The 17,310-nt window shown below is 47.4% G+C and carries 12 protein-coding genes; 8 read left to right on the top strand and 4 right to left on the bottom strand.

Translation table 11 applies throughout. The features are described 5' to 3' along the window. Nucleotides 1–217: 217 nt before the first annotated feature. The 3 genes from E5358_RS03935 (at nucleotide 218) to E5358_RS03925 (ending at nucleotide 3,770) form a co-directional block, all read left to right on the top strand. Nucleotides 218–715: a hypothetical protein gene (locus tag E5358_RS03935; RefSeq protein WP_135938981.1), complete on the top strand. Its 498-nt coding sequence runs from the start codon at nucleotides 218–220 to the stop codon at nucleotides 713–715. Nucleotides 716–1,066: 351 nt separating this feature from the next. After that, a complete protein-coding gene (rpsA, locus tag E5358_RS03930; RefSeq protein WP_135938980.1) occupies nucleotides 1,067–2,839 on the top strand; it encodes a 30S ribosomal protein S1 in 1,773 nt (590 codons plus the stop codon). A gap of 358 nt (nucleotides 2,840–3,197) precedes the next feature. Beyond that, a complete protein-coding gene (locus tag E5358_RS03925; protein ID WP_135938979.1) occupies nucleotides 3,198–3,770 on the top strand; it encodes a 6-pyruvoyl trahydropterin synthase family protein in 573 nt (190 codons plus the stop codon). 40 nt (nucleotides 3,771–3,810) lie between these two features. On the opposite strand, the gene E5358_RS03920 is transcribed toward E5358_RS03925, so the two are convergent. From E5358_RS03920 to E5358_RS03905, 4 genes are read right to left on the bottom strand one after another with little or no spacing between them, the layout of a single operon-like run. Beyond that, nucleotides 3,811–6,669, bottom strand: a complete 2,859-nt coding sequence (locus tag E5358_RS03920) for a porin family protein (RefSeq protein ID WP_135938978.1) — start codon at nucleotides 6,667–6,669, stop codon at nucleotides 3,811–3,813. A 17-nt stretch (nucleotides 6,670–6,686) separates the two neighbouring features. Beyond that, a complete protein-coding gene (locus E5358_RS03915) occupies nucleotides 6,687–8,525 on the bottom strand; it encodes a hypothetical protein (protein ID WP_135938977.1) in 1,839 nt (612 codons plus the stop codon). 12 nt (nucleotides 8,526–8,537) lie between these two features. Beyond that, the gene (locus E5358_RS03910) at nucleotides 8,538–9,227 is read right to left on the bottom strand and encodes a hypothetical protein (RefSeq protein WP_135938976.1); all 690 of its coding nucleotides are present in this window, start codon (nucleotides 9,225–9,227) and stop codon (nucleotides 8,538–8,540) included. Beyond that, nucleotides 9,212–9,697: an RNA polymerase sigma factor gene (locus E5358_RS03905; RefSeq protein WP_135938975.1), complete on the bottom strand. Its 486-nt coding sequence runs from the start codon at nucleotides 9,695–9,697 to the stop codon at nucleotides 9,212–9,214. Before E5358_RS03905 ends, E5358_RS03910 begins: the two co-directional genes overlap by 16 nt. A gap of 425 nt (nucleotides 9,698–10,122) precedes the next feature. On the opposite strand from E5358_RS03905, the gene E5358_RS03900 reads away from it, so the two are divergent. The 5 genes from E5358_RS03900 (at nucleotide 10,123) to ilvA (ending at nucleotide 17,259) form a co-directional block, all read left to right on the top strand. Continuing rightward, nucleotides 10,123–11,607, top strand: coding sequence for a tagaturonate reductase (locus tag E5358_RS03900; RefSeq protein ID WP_135938974.1), 1,485 nt, complete (start codon nucleotides 10,123–10,125; stop codon nucleotides 11,605–11,607). A 36-nt stretch (nucleotides 11,608–11,643) separates the two neighbouring features. Continuing rightward, entirely contained in the window at nucleotides 11,644–12,432 is a 789-nt protein-coding gene (locus tag E5358_RS03895; RefSeq protein WP_135938973.1) for a TIGR02757 family protein, read from the top strand. Nucleotides 12,433–12,622: 190 nt separating this feature from the next. After that, a complete protein-coding gene (locus E5358_RS03890) occupies nucleotides 12,623–13,870 on the top strand; it encodes a phosphoglycerate kinase (RefSeq protein ID WP_135938972.1) in 1,248 nt (415 codons plus the stop codon). A gap of 266 nt (nucleotides 13,871–14,136) precedes the next feature. After that, nucleotides 14,137–15,825, top strand: a complete 1,689-nt coding sequence (locus E5358_RS03885) for a Na/Pi cotransporter family protein (protein WP_135938971.1) — start codon at nucleotides 14,137–14,139, stop codon at nucleotides 15,823–15,825. Between the two features lie 240 nt (nucleotides 15,826–16,065). Beyond that, nucleotides 16,066–17,259 carry a threonine ammonia-lyase gene (ilvA, locus tag E5358_RS03880; RefSeq protein WP_135938970.1) on the top strand — a complete coding sequence of 398 codons (1,194 nt, stop codon included), beginning with the start codon at nucleotides 16,066–16,068 and terminating at the stop codon, nucleotides 17,257–17,259. Nucleotides 17,260–17,310: the final 51 nt, after the last annotated feature.

Here is a 17,310-nt window from a genome sequence, read left to right as displayed (position 1 = left end):
TTGACACAACTGTGGATAGCTGGAAAGGGTGGAACTATCTGGCATTCATAGTCATGTTTGTTAAAAAATGTCTTAAATCCAATTAGTTTAAACAACTTCATTGCCTTATTCTATAGATTCAGCAAGCTGGGGTAAGGGCACGTATATTGTAACCCTTAGTAATGGAGAAGGAGATTTTGCCCAAAAATTACATATTAATCCATAAAGACTGAAACTTATGAAAAAGACTTTATTACTATTGTTCCCTATTCTGCTCTTTAGTTGCAATAAGGATACGTTCAACAGTGAGAGCGCAGTCTTCACATTGAGTGGCTTCACTGACACTGGATGCAAGGAGGGTGCTAAGGCTAAAGGCACAATGTATCATGATGTGCGTGGCGAGTATGTAAACTATAAGGTCAAGAAAGGTGATGACGGTGGCATGCATATCTATTTTGACCATGTAAACAGTATGTTCAATTGTGGTTCCGACAAGATTTGGGTGGAAACCTCCAAAGAAGGGAACACTATCAGAGTGCATGAGATAGAGAACAGCAACGCAGCAAATTGCTACTGCGACCACGACATCCATTTTGAAGTTGGAGCGCTTGAGAAAGACGACTATACCATTATGATTCACAAAAATCTTCATGAAGCCTATCTGTCCGAACCTTATGCCCAGTTTACGGTAAAGGTTACAAATGACTCAAAAGGAAAGTACACTATTTCAGAATAGCCTGTGCCAAGTATCTAATCGTTGTCATGCACTTAGCATAATGCACTGTCAGATTAGAGATAGGTCTTTCCATCCCCCCCATATGCCACTTTCTGGCATACGGGGGGATGGGACATAAAACATTGCTCTAATTTGATTACTAATAAAAAATAGTAGATAATAAGTCAAAAAAAATAAGAATTATTCAAGACAAACAGTAATTTATTGCAAGAATATTTGCGTATATCGGTTTTTCATTGTACCTTTGTACGCTGTAAGGGGATACTATGCCCGTTCAGAAAGCCGCAAAGCCGATGAGGCAGGAGCACAAGTCCCGATTATTAACTCATTTAATTTATATTTTCAATTCACATGTCTAACTTTAAAAATGTGCAGCCACTTGACGACTTCAATTGGGAAGAGTTCGAGAATGGCAGCAGTGTAGAAGCAAGCAAGGAAGACCTTGCAAAAGCTTATGACGAGACCCTTAACAAGGTTTCTGAGCATCAGGTTGTAGAAGGAACAGTAATCTCTGCAGACAAGAAAGAGGTTATCGTAAACATCGGCTACAAGAGCGACGGTATCATTCCGGCTTCCGAGTTCCGCTACAATCCAGACCTGAAGATTGGCGACGTAGTAGAAGTTTACGTTGAGAATCAGGAAGACAAGAAAGGTCAGCTTATCCTTTCTCACAAGAAGGCACGCCTCACAAAGTCTTGGGATCGCGTAAATGCTGCTCTTGAGTCAGAAGAGGTTGTCAACGGCTACGTTAAGTGCCGCACTAAGGGTGGTATGATTGTCGATGTATTCGGCATCGAGGCATTCCTCCCTGGCTCACAGATTGACGTTCATCCTATCCGCGACTACGATGTATTCGTAGGAAAGACAATGGAGTTCAAGGTTATCAAAATCAACCAGGAATTCAAGAACGTTGTTGTTTCACACAAGGCACTCATCGAGGCAGAGCTTGAGCAGCAGAAGCAGGAGATCATCTCCAAGCTCGAGAAGGGTCAGGTACTCGAAGGAACTGTTAAGAACATCACTTCTTACGGTGTATTCGTTGACCTCGGCGGTGTTGACGGACTCATCCATATCACAGACCTCTCTTGGGGTCGCGTAAGCAACCCACACGAGGTTGTTGAGCTTGACCAGAAGATTAATGTCGTTATCATCGATTTCGACAACGAGAAGAAGCGCATCGCTCTCGGTCTCAAGCAGCTCACTCCACATCCATGGGACGCTCTTGACGAGAACCTCAAGGTGGGTGACCACGTTAAGGGTAAGGTTGTCGTTCTCGCTGACTACGGCGCATTCGTTGAGATTGCTCCTGGCGTAGAGGGACTTATCCACGTTTCTGAGATGTCTTGGAGCCAGCACCTCCGTTCTGCTCAGGACTTCATGAAGGTGGGCGACGAGGTAGAGGCTGTTGTCCTCACTCTCGACCGCAACGAGCGCAAGATGTCTCTCGGCACAAAGCAGCTTAAGGAAGATCCATGGGAGGCTATCACAACCAAGTATCCGGAAGGCTCTAAGCACACAGCCAAGGTTCGCAATTTCACTAACTTCGGCATCTTCGTTGAGCTCGAGGAAGGTGTTGACGGACTCATCCACATCTCTGACCTCTCTTGGACAAAGAAGGTTAAGCACCCATCTGAGTTCACAAAGGTTGGTGAGCCTATCGAGGTTGTAGTTCTTGAGATTGACAAGGAGAACCGTCGTCTCTCTCTCGGTCACAAGCAGCTTGAGGACAATCCTTGGGATACATACGAGACACTTTACACTCCTGGAAGCGTTCATACAGGTAAGATTACCGAAATGATGGACAAGGGAGCTGTCATCACTCTCAACGAGGGCGGTGAAGGCTTCGCTACTCCTAAGCACCTCCAGAAGCAGGATGGCACTCAGGCACAGAAGGGCGAGGAGCTCGAGTTCAAGGTTATCGAGTTCGTTAAAGAGTCTAAGCGCATCATCCTCAGCCACTCTCGTACATTCGAGGAGGGTGCTGATGAGCCTAAGAAGCGCGCTCCACGTGCTCCACGTGCAAAAAAGGAGGAGACAATTGCTATCAACAACGTTGCAGCAGCAACAACTCTCGGCGACCTTGACGCTCTCGCACAGCTCAAGGCACAGATGGAGGGCAAATAATCCGGTCTTTGAGAAAGTTTCATGACTATGCACCCAACCGCTAATTGCGGAAAAAGCATAGCAAGGAAACCAATCAAAAAGATATTCAATCCCACTTGTTTCACGACAAGTGGGATTTTTTGTTACACATCTATTATTTATATAAGCAACATCTATTATATCAGCAATAGAGACGACCCTCCGCAATCAGAAGCAAACAAAAACAAACAATAAAAAAAACATCTGAATTATTTCTGCAACCTCATGATATATAGTTAATTACCGTAAAGATCATTTGCATATTCCAAAAATACTGCATATCTTTGCAACCGTCAAATGACAAGTAACGTAATTATTCACTATTAAAATTTTCAGGATTATGAGAAGCATTACTACATTCGACATCCAGTACGCTCACCGTTTCTATGGATTCAAAGGAGAAGCGCAGTATCTTCACGGTCATACAGGCACTCTCACGATTGAGGTGGAAGATTCTGTCAACAAAGGTGTAAATATGGTTTTCCCATGCAATGAAATCAAGAAAACAGCGTGGGATGTCATAAAGAACTTCGACCATGCACTGATTCTTCGCCAAGACGACCCACTGCTTCCAGCAATCCTTGACGTCTATGAGAAACAAGGAATTAAGGACGGTCACCCACAAAACACGATGAAGGGAGAAGCCTTCGACACCGAACTTGCAAAGGCGTATCCTGACTGCCGACTGGTGGTGACAAAGGAAACGATGACCGTAGAGGGGATGATAAAGATTGTCCATGAGCTGCTGAAAGACAAGCTGAACATCGTAAAACTGACATTCACCAGCGGTGACAATGCAGGATCAGAGGACTATACTGCAAATAACTGTATTGACCGTTGCCCGCTCTGCGGCATAGCACTCGATGAAAATGGTGTATGCCCTAAATGCGGATATAAGAAACAAGCCACGTAAGAGATAATCACCCTGGGGAACATCTGATTCCCCGGGGTGATTATCTCTTACATGGCTTCACATGCAGTTTGTATGTCATGCTGAACATAACGTAGCGCGGCACTGTGTTATACCATGTTTCCGTACGTCCCTGAGCATTAACAGAATAACGTTTGTTTGACAGCTGGTGAAGGATGTCATACGCCATGACCTTCGCCGTGACTCTGCCTTTCATAAATGTGTGAGCCAATTGGGCGTTCCACACAAGGTCGCTGGTGTTCATCTCGCCTGAATCGTAGCCACGGCGACTGAACATATTGATGTCTGTGGCAATGTCGAGTTTCACCCATGGAATGAGATATTGCAGATTCGTACCATATCGGAAATCATACACATTGAGTGCATTGAAGTTCTCGCGGTCACTGCGGCTGAAACGGGAATCAATCTTTCCATTGATCCCTACGGTGAGCTTGTCTATCTTGTACTTCAAACCACCTCCGAGACCAAGATTTACGGTATTCACCTTGCTGAGCGCCGATGCCTCTGAGTCGTAAGCAATGTCAAAGTCAACGCAATGTTCGTACGCCACGGTCGTATTGAGAGTGTATCGTAGCCGGCGCTTCTTGTCGAACGTTCCGTCCATGCCATAGCGCAATTTGGCGTTCCAGTTGCCATTCACATTGTCGTCACGATAAGTATAAGCTCCCGTTGCGGAGCTATAAGCGGTACGTGTGCCTCGGGCATTCTGCACCAATTGGGCATCAAGGTTAATCCAGTAGCTCATGCCTATGGAGTCACATTTCACTGTTTTCCTTACCTCAAGCTTGTGGCGGAACTCAGACTTCAGGTCAGGGTTGGAAATCCTGCGGTACAAAGGATTATTAGTATCTTCCCTCGGCATCAGGCTGTAGAAACTCGGCTGCGACAAATTACCATAATAAACAAAGCGGAACTGGTTTTTGCCTGATGTACTATACTGAAACGAAGGATTTAACTTCAGTGATGTGCGGCGTGCTATGGTGTCAAGTCCGGTACCACTGTATATCATGCGTTCACGCCCTGTTGACAATGGAAGGATGAAATACAAAAACCCTTTCTTCGTTGAACGAATGATAGCCAGTTCATTTTTCATGTACCGATTAAGTGTGGAATGGAAATAAGAGTTATCGGCATCAAGTGCCATCATCATGGAGTCACGTGTTGACGGCAACCAACCAAGTTGCTCCGGCAGTTCATTGTCAAAGCGGTCAAAACGGTAGTTGCCATTGGCTGCACTACGGAATTCCTGACAGTAGCCGGTACGCAGTTCGATGTCAAACACCTTTGGTAAGACATATCGGTATCCTGCCGAGAGCGTATAAGAATAGTTCATGCTATGGCTGTCGGTATAACGGCGACGCAGGTCGATGTCGCCAGTTGTCTCATAAACGGTACGGTCTATGCGGAACGACTCGTATGGCTTGCTGCTACCGTATGACGCCGTCGCAGAAAACATGACGGCATCACCTGTGTTCAATGGCTTATACCACGAGATATAGGCGTTGGCACGGAAATTCTTGTACCGCCTCATCGTCCGGTTTATATTACTATTCATCAGCCAGTCATTGAATGTAGAGTCGGCTGACATGCCCATGGTTTTAGTGTTGGAGTAGTAAAGATTCACACCTGAATGTATCCCTAACTTCTGATTTCTGAGCATATTTCTCATACTCAGTGAGAAATCATCGTCCTTGCTCAAATACTCGCTGCGGCGCATGATGTCACCACCGGTGGAGAAAGTTTGCGAGACACTGCGTTGCTCTGTGCGTGTGCCGCTCCAGTCCACAGAGGCATCGAATGTCTCTTTGAGACTAAGTTTTGCATCGCTGTATTCAGCATTGACGCCCGCCTGTTTCGTTGTAAGCTGTCCGCGCGACAGTTTCTTAGGACTCCATTCACCCTCCTGCCCCAGCTTCCTGTTCTCGTTCACATTGTTGGCATTGAAGAAAGTGCTCACACGCAACTTGTCACCATAGTACAATCCGAACAAGCGTGCCATCCAACGGTCATTGCTGCCGGCTCCCGCTTCAGTGTTCACAATATATCCCATGGCATATTCCCGCTTCAGCTCCACATCCATCACATAGTCCTTCTGCTCCACATCACGCCCCATAAGCTCACTCGTCTCCGTGCTTTTATCGTAAACCTTCACCTCCTTTACAGTGAAATAAGGCAGGTTTTCGAGCATTATGTTGTTCTTTCCCTTGAAGAAATCCTTGCCATTGAGCGTCAGATAATCAACCTTACGCCCATTGACATATATGTCGCCATTGTCTTTCAACTCAGCTCCGGGCATCAGTCTCACCAGTCCGTCGAGCATAGAACCCTCAGGCAGATTGAACGCTGCGGCATCATACACAATCGTGTCGCCACGGTATGCCATCTGTATGCGTGTGCCATGCACCACCACATCGCCCAGTTCCACATCCTTATAGATGTCATCCTGCCGACGGCGTTTCATTGGGATGTCGGGCAACAAGTAACCCTCTTTCCTGCGCATAGGCTTCAAGTCATAGCTTATATACCCATCCTCGTAGCCCTCGCAAACAGCCTTCACAATAAACCGTGCAGCACGTTGTGGAACCTGAAAATGGAAACGACTTGTCTTGACATAAGAGTTTATAACGGTTTTCATGGAATCGGTCACAACCGAATCCTCGTTCATCAAATACACCCGTGCCTTCAAAGGAGTGTGAAGAAAAGAGTCGTAGAGATTTCCGCTGACATACACTGTGCGCTCCTTTTTCTCCTTTTGTTGGGAGGATTTCGCTTCGCTTGCCTGCGTCTTGCCTCCCTTGCTTTGACTCGTTTGTGTTTGGGAAAAGGACACGGCTGTAGCCAGCGACAATGCAATCATTGCCGCCAATATCTTAATTTTCATGGTGTTAATGGTATTTGTTATTTATCTATGCAGTTCTGTACATAGGTTTTCAACATATCTTCAAAGTCTCTATTCACAACATGATGCTTGCCCAAAGTTTCCGACCATGTCTCGGCATGCTTGCCATCCTTGCTGACAAACAGGAATTCAAGGGGCGGACAATCATCACTGCCTGTCAGTTCTGCCAAGAAAGACAAAGCAGAGCTGAATGACAGCCAATAGCAGTTTGCGCCGATGCAGCTTGTATGTGACAGCCAACGTTTCTTGTCCATATCACCGATTGGGAAAAGGCAAAACTCTGTGCCACCGGCTTTCATCTTGGCAATGAAATCATTCATCTTGCTGAACATCTTTATAGAAGTGATGTTGGCAGGAATGAAGCAAAGCACGACGTTTTTCCCTTCATGCTGACGCAGTACGGCATCCACCCTACTCTGCGTCTTTACGTTTGGCACATTGTAGTGGCGATTGGCAGCATTGGTGCGGTATGATTCTCTCATTTTTTCCAACTGTCGCTTATAATCCAACAGATAATCATAAAGGACACGATTGGCACGCTCCTTCAATGGGGACAAATCGGCTTCCGTCAGCACGTGCCCTTGATTGATAAGTTCCTGATAAACATACAGCATCATCAAGTCAACAACAGGTCCACTATCATGCCATGTGGCATTGCGTAATTTGTCAAGGAAAGTTCCGGACTTTATCTGTTCCAAAGCATCAGACATGGGATTTCCATTTGTGGCAATCACTGTTCCGTATTGAGCTATCCTTCGCAGTGGTCTGTTGAAATACAACAGCCGCGAGTCACTTATCGGAAGCTCAGCCATACGGCGGAACGGTATCTGACGCGCAGTCCTTGCCGTCTCCGTAAAAAATGCCGCAGCCTCGTCAGCCTCATCCATCAATGTAAAATATTCTTGCTGCTTTGTTGTCAGCGGAGTTTCCGCCAAAACCTTGGCAGACTTTTGTGGCAACAGAAGATTGTTCAGTTCGGCATTGGCACCCGTACACCATGTATAGCGACCGTCCTCCCACCGGTGGACAGCAACATTGCTGCGGATATGCCCACGCTTGTTCATGTCAATATGGAAGGTTGACTCTTCTCCTGCCGACACTATCATCGACCCGCGATAGTAGAAAGAATAGACGGAAACAACAGCCTTGCTTGTCCGCACCGGCACTTGAAATGTGGCACAGCCGTCATCACTCAATGTTTTTTTCACACTACACAACTTCCCCGAAAGAATGTCCACCAAACTTACCGTCACATTGCTGCCCAATTCTTTGCGGTAGCCGTAATGCCTGATGTTGACCGTCGCCGAATCGGCCGTCCACACGGGCGTTTCCAACGGTTGCTTGTCATCAACGACAGTCTCGGCTTCCTTGCGCACAGCCTCATGAACAAGGTCAACATGCGGATTCCTCTTTCCGTCAAGGCGCAGGTCGAAAATCGGCCATGACTTGTTGTCACCGCTCTCGCCAAAGAAGTCTATGGTCTTTGTGTTCTTCGGAATAGGTGGGAAAGTCAAAGAGTAGTGCAAGCCGTCGGGAGCGTCATCATGGCGATAATGCTTGTCCGGCACAAACCCGTCATATTTCACAAGCTCATAAACCTTCCCCTGAGCCCGGATGTACAGTGGCAGGGATTGTGAACGCCAGTTTCGAGAACCCTTGCCGTACATCCTTAAAGTGCAATAGAGCACTGTCTCTTTGTCACTCAGCACAATACTGTCAATGGTGTGCGCGGCTGTTGGCGCAAGCCCGAAGTCGGGATAAACAACCACCTTCCGTTTTGCAGTGGCAAGCAATGACACTATGCCAAGCACTACAAGTAACAAGCCTTTTCTTTTCATATCCTTACTTTTTTATATTTCTGAAAATTCACATCCTCCGCTATCCACGCCGTCATTGCAAACCATACTGATTGCTGCCGCTTCGTCCATCGCCTTCAGCCTATACTCCACAAGCATCAGCTCATACCGGCGAATCGCCTCGGATTCCTCGTCGCCTGAGTCGCAATAGCTCACGCCCTCAAGCTCTGTCCTCTCTGCAGCGTCAGCATTCTCAGGCTGCTGTTCCACCGTCTCAGCCTGTGGGGGCGTTGCTTTTTCCACATGTGCATCAGGCATGATGCTCTTTGCCAAGTGGCGTTCATTACCAACAGTTTCTTCATCCCTCGGCATCTGCTGACGCACAGAGACAGAATCTGCACTCACCACCTCGGCAAAAGCCTTTGCAGCGGCGGATTTTTCATCTATCGGACACTCGCAACCTTTCTGCCATGCAAAAGTGAAGAGCAGCAATAGCGACGCTGCCACCGAAACAGTCCAAAACAATGTCGCATGCTTTGCAGCACGCTTTTGGCTGTGCGGCTCTCTCGCGATGTCCTGCAGTGCCATGATGTCCTCGTCAATCACCACAAACATCTCTTTGTATGGGAGCAAATCCTCTGCCACTTCATTGCCACAGAAATAGTCATGGAGCACTTTCTCGTCCTCCAAAGAAGTCCGACCTTCCATATACATCTCTATCAAATTCCTTATCCTTTCCTCCATGTCATCAACTTTTTTCTTGCCCTTGCGAGCTCTGTTATTACTGTCTCTTTCTTCACACCCAACAGCGAGGCTATCTCTTCTGTCGTCAACTGCTCCACTTGCCGTAACACGAGTATCTGGCGTTCTCGTGGCGGGAGGTGCTCCATTTGACGTTGCAGCCATCGTTCGTTCTCGTCGCAAATGAGCTGACTGTCAGTCTCGCAGCCTTCTTGCCTGACATTTGCCACAATGTCCATACCAAGTGTGCGCCGTCGCTTAATCTCGTTGATAGCCAGATGCTTTGCGATCCGGAAAGCCAAAGCCTTGGCATGCTGCGCATCATTGATGGCGTGGCGCATAAGCCAGAGTTTCACCACAGCATCATGAGCCAAGTCTTCCCTATCGGCATCGGACAGTCCGTACCGACCCAGCAGGGTCAGTATGTCAGAACGCAACGCGCCGGATATTATTTCCAAATCAGCTCTTTCCATTTTGCAACAGCCAAAGTTATGCTTTTCTTTAACATATAAACAAATAAGAAAGGGAAAACCGATACCCTTTAACTATCTTTAACCTAAACATATCTTTTTCAGCGCATAAAAGGCAATGCCACAAAAGGTAACACTTCGCAATACAAAGTGTTACCTTTGACCAAGTCAAGTGTTACCTTTTGCCTTGCCAAGTGTTACCTTTCGTTTTTACAGTAAATTATTAGGGCACACATTAATATATATATAGGCGCAATATCATTGATTCTTCAAAGAGTGGTCACAAAGCACAGCACTTGTGTTAAATTGTTATAAATCAAGCAACTTTACATATATCAATTTTTATATTATTAAACTTTTTTATTAACTTTGCAGAGAATAATGATATTACGTAAAGCATTCATCAATTAACTATTTTACATAAATTTATGTCACAGCTTAAATCACTTAACAAGCAGACAGCACCTAAGAGTGTTGCTCCTGAGAAGATTATCCAGTTTGGTGAAGGCAATTTCCTTCGCGCATTCGTTGACTGGATTGTATGGAACATGAACGCAAAGACAAACTTCAACGGCTCAGTCGTTGTCGTTCAGCCTATCGACCGCGGCATGGTACAGTGGCTCAACGGTCAGGACTGTCTCTATCATGTCAACCTTCAGGGCCGTCAGAACGGTGAACCTGTCAACCAGCTTGACCGTATCGACGTAATCTCTCGCGGCATCGACCCATACGCTCAGAACTGGGCATACATGGCACTCGCCGAGCAGCCTGAAATCCGCTTCGTCATCTCCAACACAACTGAGGCGGGCATCGCATTCGACCCTGCATGCAAGCTCTCCGACGCACCTGCATCATCTTACCCGGGCAAGCTCGTCCAGCTCCTCTACCGCCGTTACCAGGTATTCCAGGGCGACCCGACAAAGGGACTCATCATCATGCCTTGTGAGCTCATCTTCCTCAACGGACACCACCTTAAGGACTGCATCCGCAAGTACATCGAGCTGTGGAAGGAAGACTTCGGCACTGACTACGAAGGCTTCAAGGAGTGGTTTGAGAAGTACAACTATGTGTGTGCAACACTCGTTGACCGCATCGTTCCTGGCTTCCCACGCAAGGACATCGTAGAAATCCAGAACAAGATTGGCTACAAGGACAACCTCGTCGTACAGGCTGAGATTTTCCACCTTTGGGTTATCGAGCGTCCGGAGAACATGACATGCGAGGAGCTTCGTGCCGAGTTCCCTGCTGACCAGGCAGGTCTCCACGTGCTCATCGCTGAGTCTGAAGCTCCTTACCACGAGCGTAAGGTTACTCTCCTTAATGGTCCTCACACTGTTCTCTCTCCTGTGGCTTACCTTTCAGGCATCAACATCGTGCGCGACGCACTTCACCACGAAGTTGTCGGTCCGTACATCAAGAAGGTTCAGTATGACGAGCTGATGCAGACCCTCAACCTTCCTATGGAAGAGCTTCAGCAGTTCGCTGCCGATGTGCTTGAGCGTTTCGACAACCCATACGTCGACCACCAGGTTACATCCATCATGCTCAACTCTTTCCCTAAGTTCCAGGCACGCGACCTTCCGGGAGTCAAGGTTTATCTTGAGCGCAAGGGCGAGCTTCCTAAGGGACTTGTACTCGGTCTGGCAGCTATCATCACTTACTACAAGGGTGGTACACGCGCTGACGGTGCTCCTATCCAGCCAAACGACGACCAGAAGATCATGGATCTCCTCACAGAGCTTTGGGCAACAGGCGACACACGCAAGGTTGCCGAGGGCGTTCTCGCAGCAGACTGGATCTGGGGCGAGCACGGAGACATCAACACTATCCCGGGTCTCACAGACATGGTTACAGGCTTCCTGAACGACATCCAGTCCAAGGGTATGCTTGAGACTGTAAAGTCTATCCTGTAATAGTGAACCGATACAAAACAAACGAATGACACATATATGAACGAAACGCCATTGAACACAGAATTGAACAATCATCTTAAGTCGTTGGCTTTTCGATATGAACAAAAGGAGTTCCTTGTTGGCGATCCAAGCCGGTTTATGCACCGGATTGAAGGAGACGCCAACAAGGAACTCCTTGCCTTTATAGCCTCAGCATTGAGCTACGGCTCACGGAAACAGTTCTTGCCGAAAATACAAGCATTGCTTGACTCCATCGTGAACGATGCCGGAGGTGATGTCGGCAAATGGCTGACAAGCAATGCCTACGAAACAGCAGTGCCTCCCACCCCAACATGCTTTTACCGTCTCTACACATGCCAAACGTTCAACAATTTCCTAAAAGCACTTGCAGAGATGATAAAAGAACATGGAACAATGAAGAATTACATTGTTGCATACGCATACAGAAAACAAACAAATATTGACACCCTCACAGCTCTTGACGCTATAACAACATGGTTCAGGGAACACAATTCAACCGGTGTCATACCAAAAGACACGACATCAAGCTGCAAACGAATCTGCATGTTCCTCCGTTGGATGGTACGCGACAACTCTCCGGTAGACCTCGGACTATGGAGTGACATCATCGACAAAAGGACACTTATAATCCCAATGGACACACATGTCGTGCAGGAAGCCATGCGTCTCGGACTACTGGCATCCAAGTCCACATCGATGTCCAACGCAAGGAAACTTAGCAGGAGACTGTGTGAAATATTCCCTGACGACCCCATGAAAGGAGACTTTGCACTTTTCGGACTCGGAGTGGACACAGACAAATAACGACAACCACCTGCCACACATGCAAGAAAAACACAAGCCCATTGCGCAATAATATATATCAATTTCGCAAAGCGTTATGCGAAAAAACAATGCAGAAAAGGCTCTACATACAAAATAAAATTGTAATTTTGCAATATAAACCCTAACAAAAAGACGATAAAAGTACAAACATAATTAATCATTTATCATCATGACAATTAACCAGTATGATTTCAATGGCAAGAAAGCCATTGTCCGTGTTGATTTCAATGTGCCTCTCCAAGACGGCAAAATCACAGACGACACACGTATAAAGGGTGCCCTCCCTACTCTCAAGCTGATTCTTGAGAAAGGCGGTTCACTCATCATCATGTCACATATGGGCAAGCCGAAGGGCAAGGTTAAGCCGGAGTTGTCACTCGGTCAGATTGTAGACGCTGTATCAGCAGCTCTCGGCACACCTGTAAAGTTTGCAAAGGACTGTGCTAATGCAGAGGCTGAGGCAGCTGCCCTCAAGCAGGGAGAAGTCCTCCTTCTCGAGAACCTCCGCTATTATCCAGAGGAAGAGGGCAAGCCTGTCGGCATCGACAAGGAAGATCCTGCTTACAAGGCAGCAAAGGAAGAGATGAAGGAGAAGCAGAAGGAGTTTGCCAAGAAGCTCGCTTCTTATGCTGACTGTTACGTTATGGACGCCTTCGGTACAGCTCACCGCAAGCACGCTTCCACAGCAGTCATCGCTGATTACTTTGACGCTGACAACAAGATGCTCGGTCTCCTCATGGAGAAAGAGGTGCAGGCTGTTGACAATGTGCTTGGCAACATCAAGCGTCCATTCATCGCTATCATGGGCGGTTCAAAGGTTTCCTCTAAGATTGGCATCATCGAGAACCTCCTCGGCAAGGTTGACAAAATCATCCTTTGTGGTGGCATGACATACACATTCTCAAAGGCACACGGTGGCGAGATTGGCAAGTCTATCGTTGAGATGGACAAGCTCGATGTGGCTCTCGGTGTCGAGGAACTCGCAAAGAAGAACGGTGTTGAGCTTGTACTCGCTCCTGACTGTGTGACAGCCGACGATTTCTCTAACGACGCTAACCGCACAGTATGCCCTGTAGACGCAATCCCTGCCAACCTTGAAGGTCTTGATGCAGGTCCTGAGGCACAGAAGATTTTTGCTGACGCTATCAAGGGCTGCAAGACAATCCTTTGGAACGGTCCTGCCGGAGTGTTCGAGTTCGACAACTTCTGTGACGGTTCACGCGCTATCGGCAACGCTATCGCAGAGGCTACAGCAGAAGGTGCATTCTCACTCATCGGTGGCGGTGACTCTGTTGCTTGTGTCAACAAATTCGGTCTTGCAGACAAGGTTTCTTATATCTCCACAGGTGGTGGCGCACTCCTCGAAGCTATCGAGGGTAAGGTTCTCCCGGGAGTTGCAGCTATCAAAGGTGAATAAGACATTGCCAAAACAATATAACAATAAAAAGGTGTACCAGGTATAACTACTTGGCACACCTTTTATTATTTGTCACCTACATAATAAAGCAAAGCTCTACCAAAGCACACATACATGATGCTCCGAACTGACACCATAAAACTAACACAAGCCTAACATACACAAAACCAATATATTATAGGGAACAGAGCACATTGCATATTTAGTCATTAACACAATGTAAACCAATGCCTTGACAAAATAACACACCAATTATTTTTTTATAAATGGAAACATTACTAAACATACTCTCATTGATTGGCTCACTCGGGCTCTTCCTCTTTGGAATGAAGACAATGAGTGAAGGACTCGAGAAATTTGCCGGCGACCGTCTGCGTGCTATTCTTGCCGCGATGACAAAGAACAGAGTCATGGGCGTCCTCACCGGAATTCTTGTCACAGCACTGATTCAGTCATCAAGTGCTACGACAGTCATGGTCGTCAGTTTCGTAAATGCCGGTCTGATGACCCTCCGGCAGTCCATAGGAGTCATTATGGGTGCCAATGTCGGTACGACAGTGACAGCATGGATCATATCATTGGTAGGCTTCAAAGTAAACATCGCCGCCCTTGCCCTCCCACTCATAGCCATTGGCATACCACTGTTTTTCAGCAGCAATGAGAAGAGAAAGAGTATCGGCGAATTCATCTTCGGCTTCGCTTTCCTCTTCATGGGACTGTGCTTCCTGCAGCAATCCGCCACAGACCTCAACATCGGCGGCATCGTTGCGTCCATGCTTGCAGGACTTGCTAATGGCGGATTCTTCACCGTGCTCCTCTTTGTAATCGTCGGAGCTCTTGTAACAATGCTTGTACAGGCGTCGGCAGCGACAATGGCTATCACATTGATGCTCTTCGACATGCACATCCCGGGATTCAGCCTTGAACTGGCGGCAGCCCTCGCCATGGGACAGAACATAGGTACTACAATCACCGCAGTGATGGCATCACTCACAGCCGGAGTGCAAGCCCGCCGTGCTGCGCTTGCCCACATGTTCTTCAATGTGTTCGGTGTTGTTGTCGTGCTTCTCTGCTTCTATCCGTTCTGCGACATGATACGCTGGGTGGTCGCAAACATCATGCACTACGGAACAGACGAGCTCATACAGCTGTCCGCATTCCATACAGCATTCAACATCTTCAACACTCTGCTTCTCATCGGATTTGTCAAGCAGATTGAGAAATTCGTATGCTATGTGCTCCCTGACAAGAAGGAAGAAACAAAGGAACACGGTCTCCGCTACATCTCCGGCGGTCTGCTCTCGACATCCGAGCTGTCCATCTATCAGGCACGCAAGGAAATCGGTGTTATGGCAGAACGCTGCCACATGATGCTTGGAATGGTGCGCAACGCATTTACAGCCGAGAATGAAGAAACTTTCCAGAAAGAGTTCAAACGCATCCAACATTACGAGCAGATTACCGACAATATGGAGATTGAGATAGCCGAATATCTCCGTAAGGTCAGCGAAGGAAGGCTGTCTGCATATTCAAAGAACCATATAGCCCAAATGCTGCGTGAGGTTGACGAACTTGAAAGTATCGGTGACTCAATGTACCATCTCGGACGTGCCATACGCCGAAAATACAAATACAACAATGAGAATTTCACCGAGTCACAGATGGCGAACGTCACACAGATGCTTGACCTGACAAACATGGCTCTCGAAGAGATGTACAACATCATCACAGGTCCTGAGCACGTAAGGATTGACATGTCGCGGAGCAGGCATATTGAGGAGAAAATCAACACACTCCGCAACGAATGCCGCACAGCAAACTTCGAGGCTGTCAACTCCGGCACATACAGCTATCATCTCAGCACATTCTACAATGACTTCATCAGCGAATGCGAGAAAATCGGCGACTATGTCATCAATGTTCTTGAAGCAGAAGTCAATGTGGAAACAACATAGGAACATTGGTTTTCACGCAGTCACCGGTGAAAACCAACTTAACATCTTCCGCTCCTGGCAACCATTTTGTCCCTGAGCGGAAGATGTTATATAAACACTTACTTTCTGGGCTAGCAAGTACTTAAAATTTGCAAAATACATCTGCAATACAGAAAATTTCTGTAATTTTGCCAATGGTTTGAACAAAGAAAAGCCACACATGCAAAGACATTAACATTTCTAACAAGAACACAACATCCTATGCTGAACTTAGACAATTTCTACAAAGCACGCTACGTGCTCAGCAAAATCATACGCAAGACAGAACTGGTCAAGGCACCGAAGATACGTACCGATTGCGAAGTTTACCTGAAACCTGAAAACCTGCAAGAGACCGGTTCGTTCAAACTCCGTGGCGCATACTACAAAATCTCGCAACTCAGCGAGGAAGAGAAGGCAAAAGGCGTCATAGCATGTTCCGCCGGCAACCATGCACAGGGTGTCGCCCTCGGCGCGACAGCCCACGGCATCAGCTCAATCATCTGCCTTCCCGAAGGCGCGCCAATGAGCAAAGTAGAGGCGACAAAGAGCTATGGAGCTGACGTATGCCTTGTGCCGGGAGTCTACGATGATGCCTACCAGTATGCCCTGAAACTCAAAGAGGAGAAAGGATACACGTTCATCCACCCTTTCGATGACCCGAATGTCATTGCCGGACAGGGCACTATCGGACTTGAAGTCCTTGAACAGTTGCCTGATGTCGAAGCCATAGTAGTCCCCGTAGGCGGTGGCGGACTTGTCAGCGGCATAGCATTCGCCGTGAAATCCCTCAATCCTGCCATCAAGGTCTATGGCATACAGGCAGCCGGAGCGGCAAGCATGGTGCACAGTCTCAGCGTCAACCGCAGGGAAGCCCTCAACTCTGTCTCCACCATAGCCGACGGCATAGCTGTTAAAGAACCGGGCACACTGACTTATGAGATTTGCCAAAACTACGTTGATGAAGTCGTTTCCGTCACTGAGGATGAAATCTGCGGAGCCATACTCCACCTCCTCGAGAAAGAGAAAGTCGTTGCGGAAGGTGCCGGAGCAGCAGCTGTTGCCGCTGTACTCTACGGCAAAGTTCCCGTTGCAGGCAAGAAGACTGTCTGCATTGTCAGCGGAGGAAACATCGATGTGACAATACTCAACAGGGTCATCAAGCGCGGTCTCACAAAGAGCGGACGCTACTGCGACATCAACATCGAGCTTGACGACCAGCCGGGCAAACTCGTTGAGGTGGCAGCAGTGATTGCAAAGTGTGGCGGAAACATCACAAGAGTCCACCACGAGCGCACCGCCGACAGTGAGAAAATCAACGCCTGCATCCTCCGAATTGTCTGTGAGACACGCGACGATGCCCACAGGGCGGAAATCACCCAAGCCATCCGTGAACACGGTTTCAAGATTGTTTGAAAGCAAGGTGGTAGGTTACCCAATATCTAAACCTACAACCAATAACCCAAA

Origin of the sequence: Palleniella muris (assembly GCF_004792655.1) — a bacterium.
Classification (GTDB): Bacteria; Bacteroidota; Bacteroidia; order Bacteroidales; family Bacteroidaceae; genus Prevotella; species Prevotella muris_A.
This window is presented reverse-complemented; position numbering and strand designations above follow the sequence as displayed.

Excerpts from the sequence above, each read along its gene's own strand:
- E5358_RS03935 (WP_135938981.1), top strand. The coding sequence starts at position 218 with ATGAAAAAGACTTTATTACTATTGTTCCCTATTCTGCTCTTTAGTTGC.
- rpsA (WP_135938980.1), top strand. The coding sequence starts at position 1,067 with ATGTCTAACTTTAAAAATGTGCAGCCACTTGACGACTTCAATTGGGAA.
- E5358_RS03925 (WP_135938979.1), top strand. The coding sequence starts at position 3,198 with ATGAGAAGCATTACTACATTCGACATCCAGTACGCTCACCGTTTCTAT.
- E5358_RS03920 (WP_135938978.1), bottom strand. The coding sequence starts at position 6,669 with ATGAAAATTAAGATATTGGCGGCAATGATTGCATTGTCGCTGGCTACA.
- E5358_RS03915 (WP_135938977.1), bottom strand. The coding sequence starts at position 8,525 with ATGAAAAGAAAAGGCTTGTTACTTGTAGTGCTTGGCATAGTGTCATTG.
- E5358_RS03910 (WP_135938976.1), bottom strand. The coding sequence starts at position 9,227 with ATGGAGGAAAGGATAAGGAATTTGATAGAGATGTATATGGAAGGTCGG.
- E5358_RS03905 (WP_135938975.1), bottom strand. The coding sequence starts at position 9,697 with ATGGAAAGAGCTGATTTGGAAATAATATCCGGCGCGTTGCGTTCTGAC.
- E5358_RS03900 (WP_135938974.1), top strand. The coding sequence starts at position 10,123 with ATGTCACAGCTTAAATCACTTAACAAGCAGACAGCACCTAAGAGTGTT.
- E5358_RS03895 (WP_135938973.1), top strand. The coding sequence starts at position 11,644 with ATGAACGAAACGCCATTGAACACAGAATTGAACAATCATCTTAAGTCG.
- E5358_RS03890 (WP_135938972.1), top strand. The coding sequence starts at position 12,623 with ATGACAATTAACCAGTATGATTTCAATGGCAAGAAAGCCATTGTCCGT.
- E5358_RS03885 (WP_135938971.1), top strand. The coding sequence starts at position 14,137 with ATGGAAACATTACTAAACATACTCTCATTGATTGGCTCACTCGGGCTC.
- ilvA (WP_135938970.1), top strand. The coding sequence starts at position 16,066 with ATGCTGAACTTAGACAATTTCTACAAAGCACGCTACGTGCTCAGCAAA.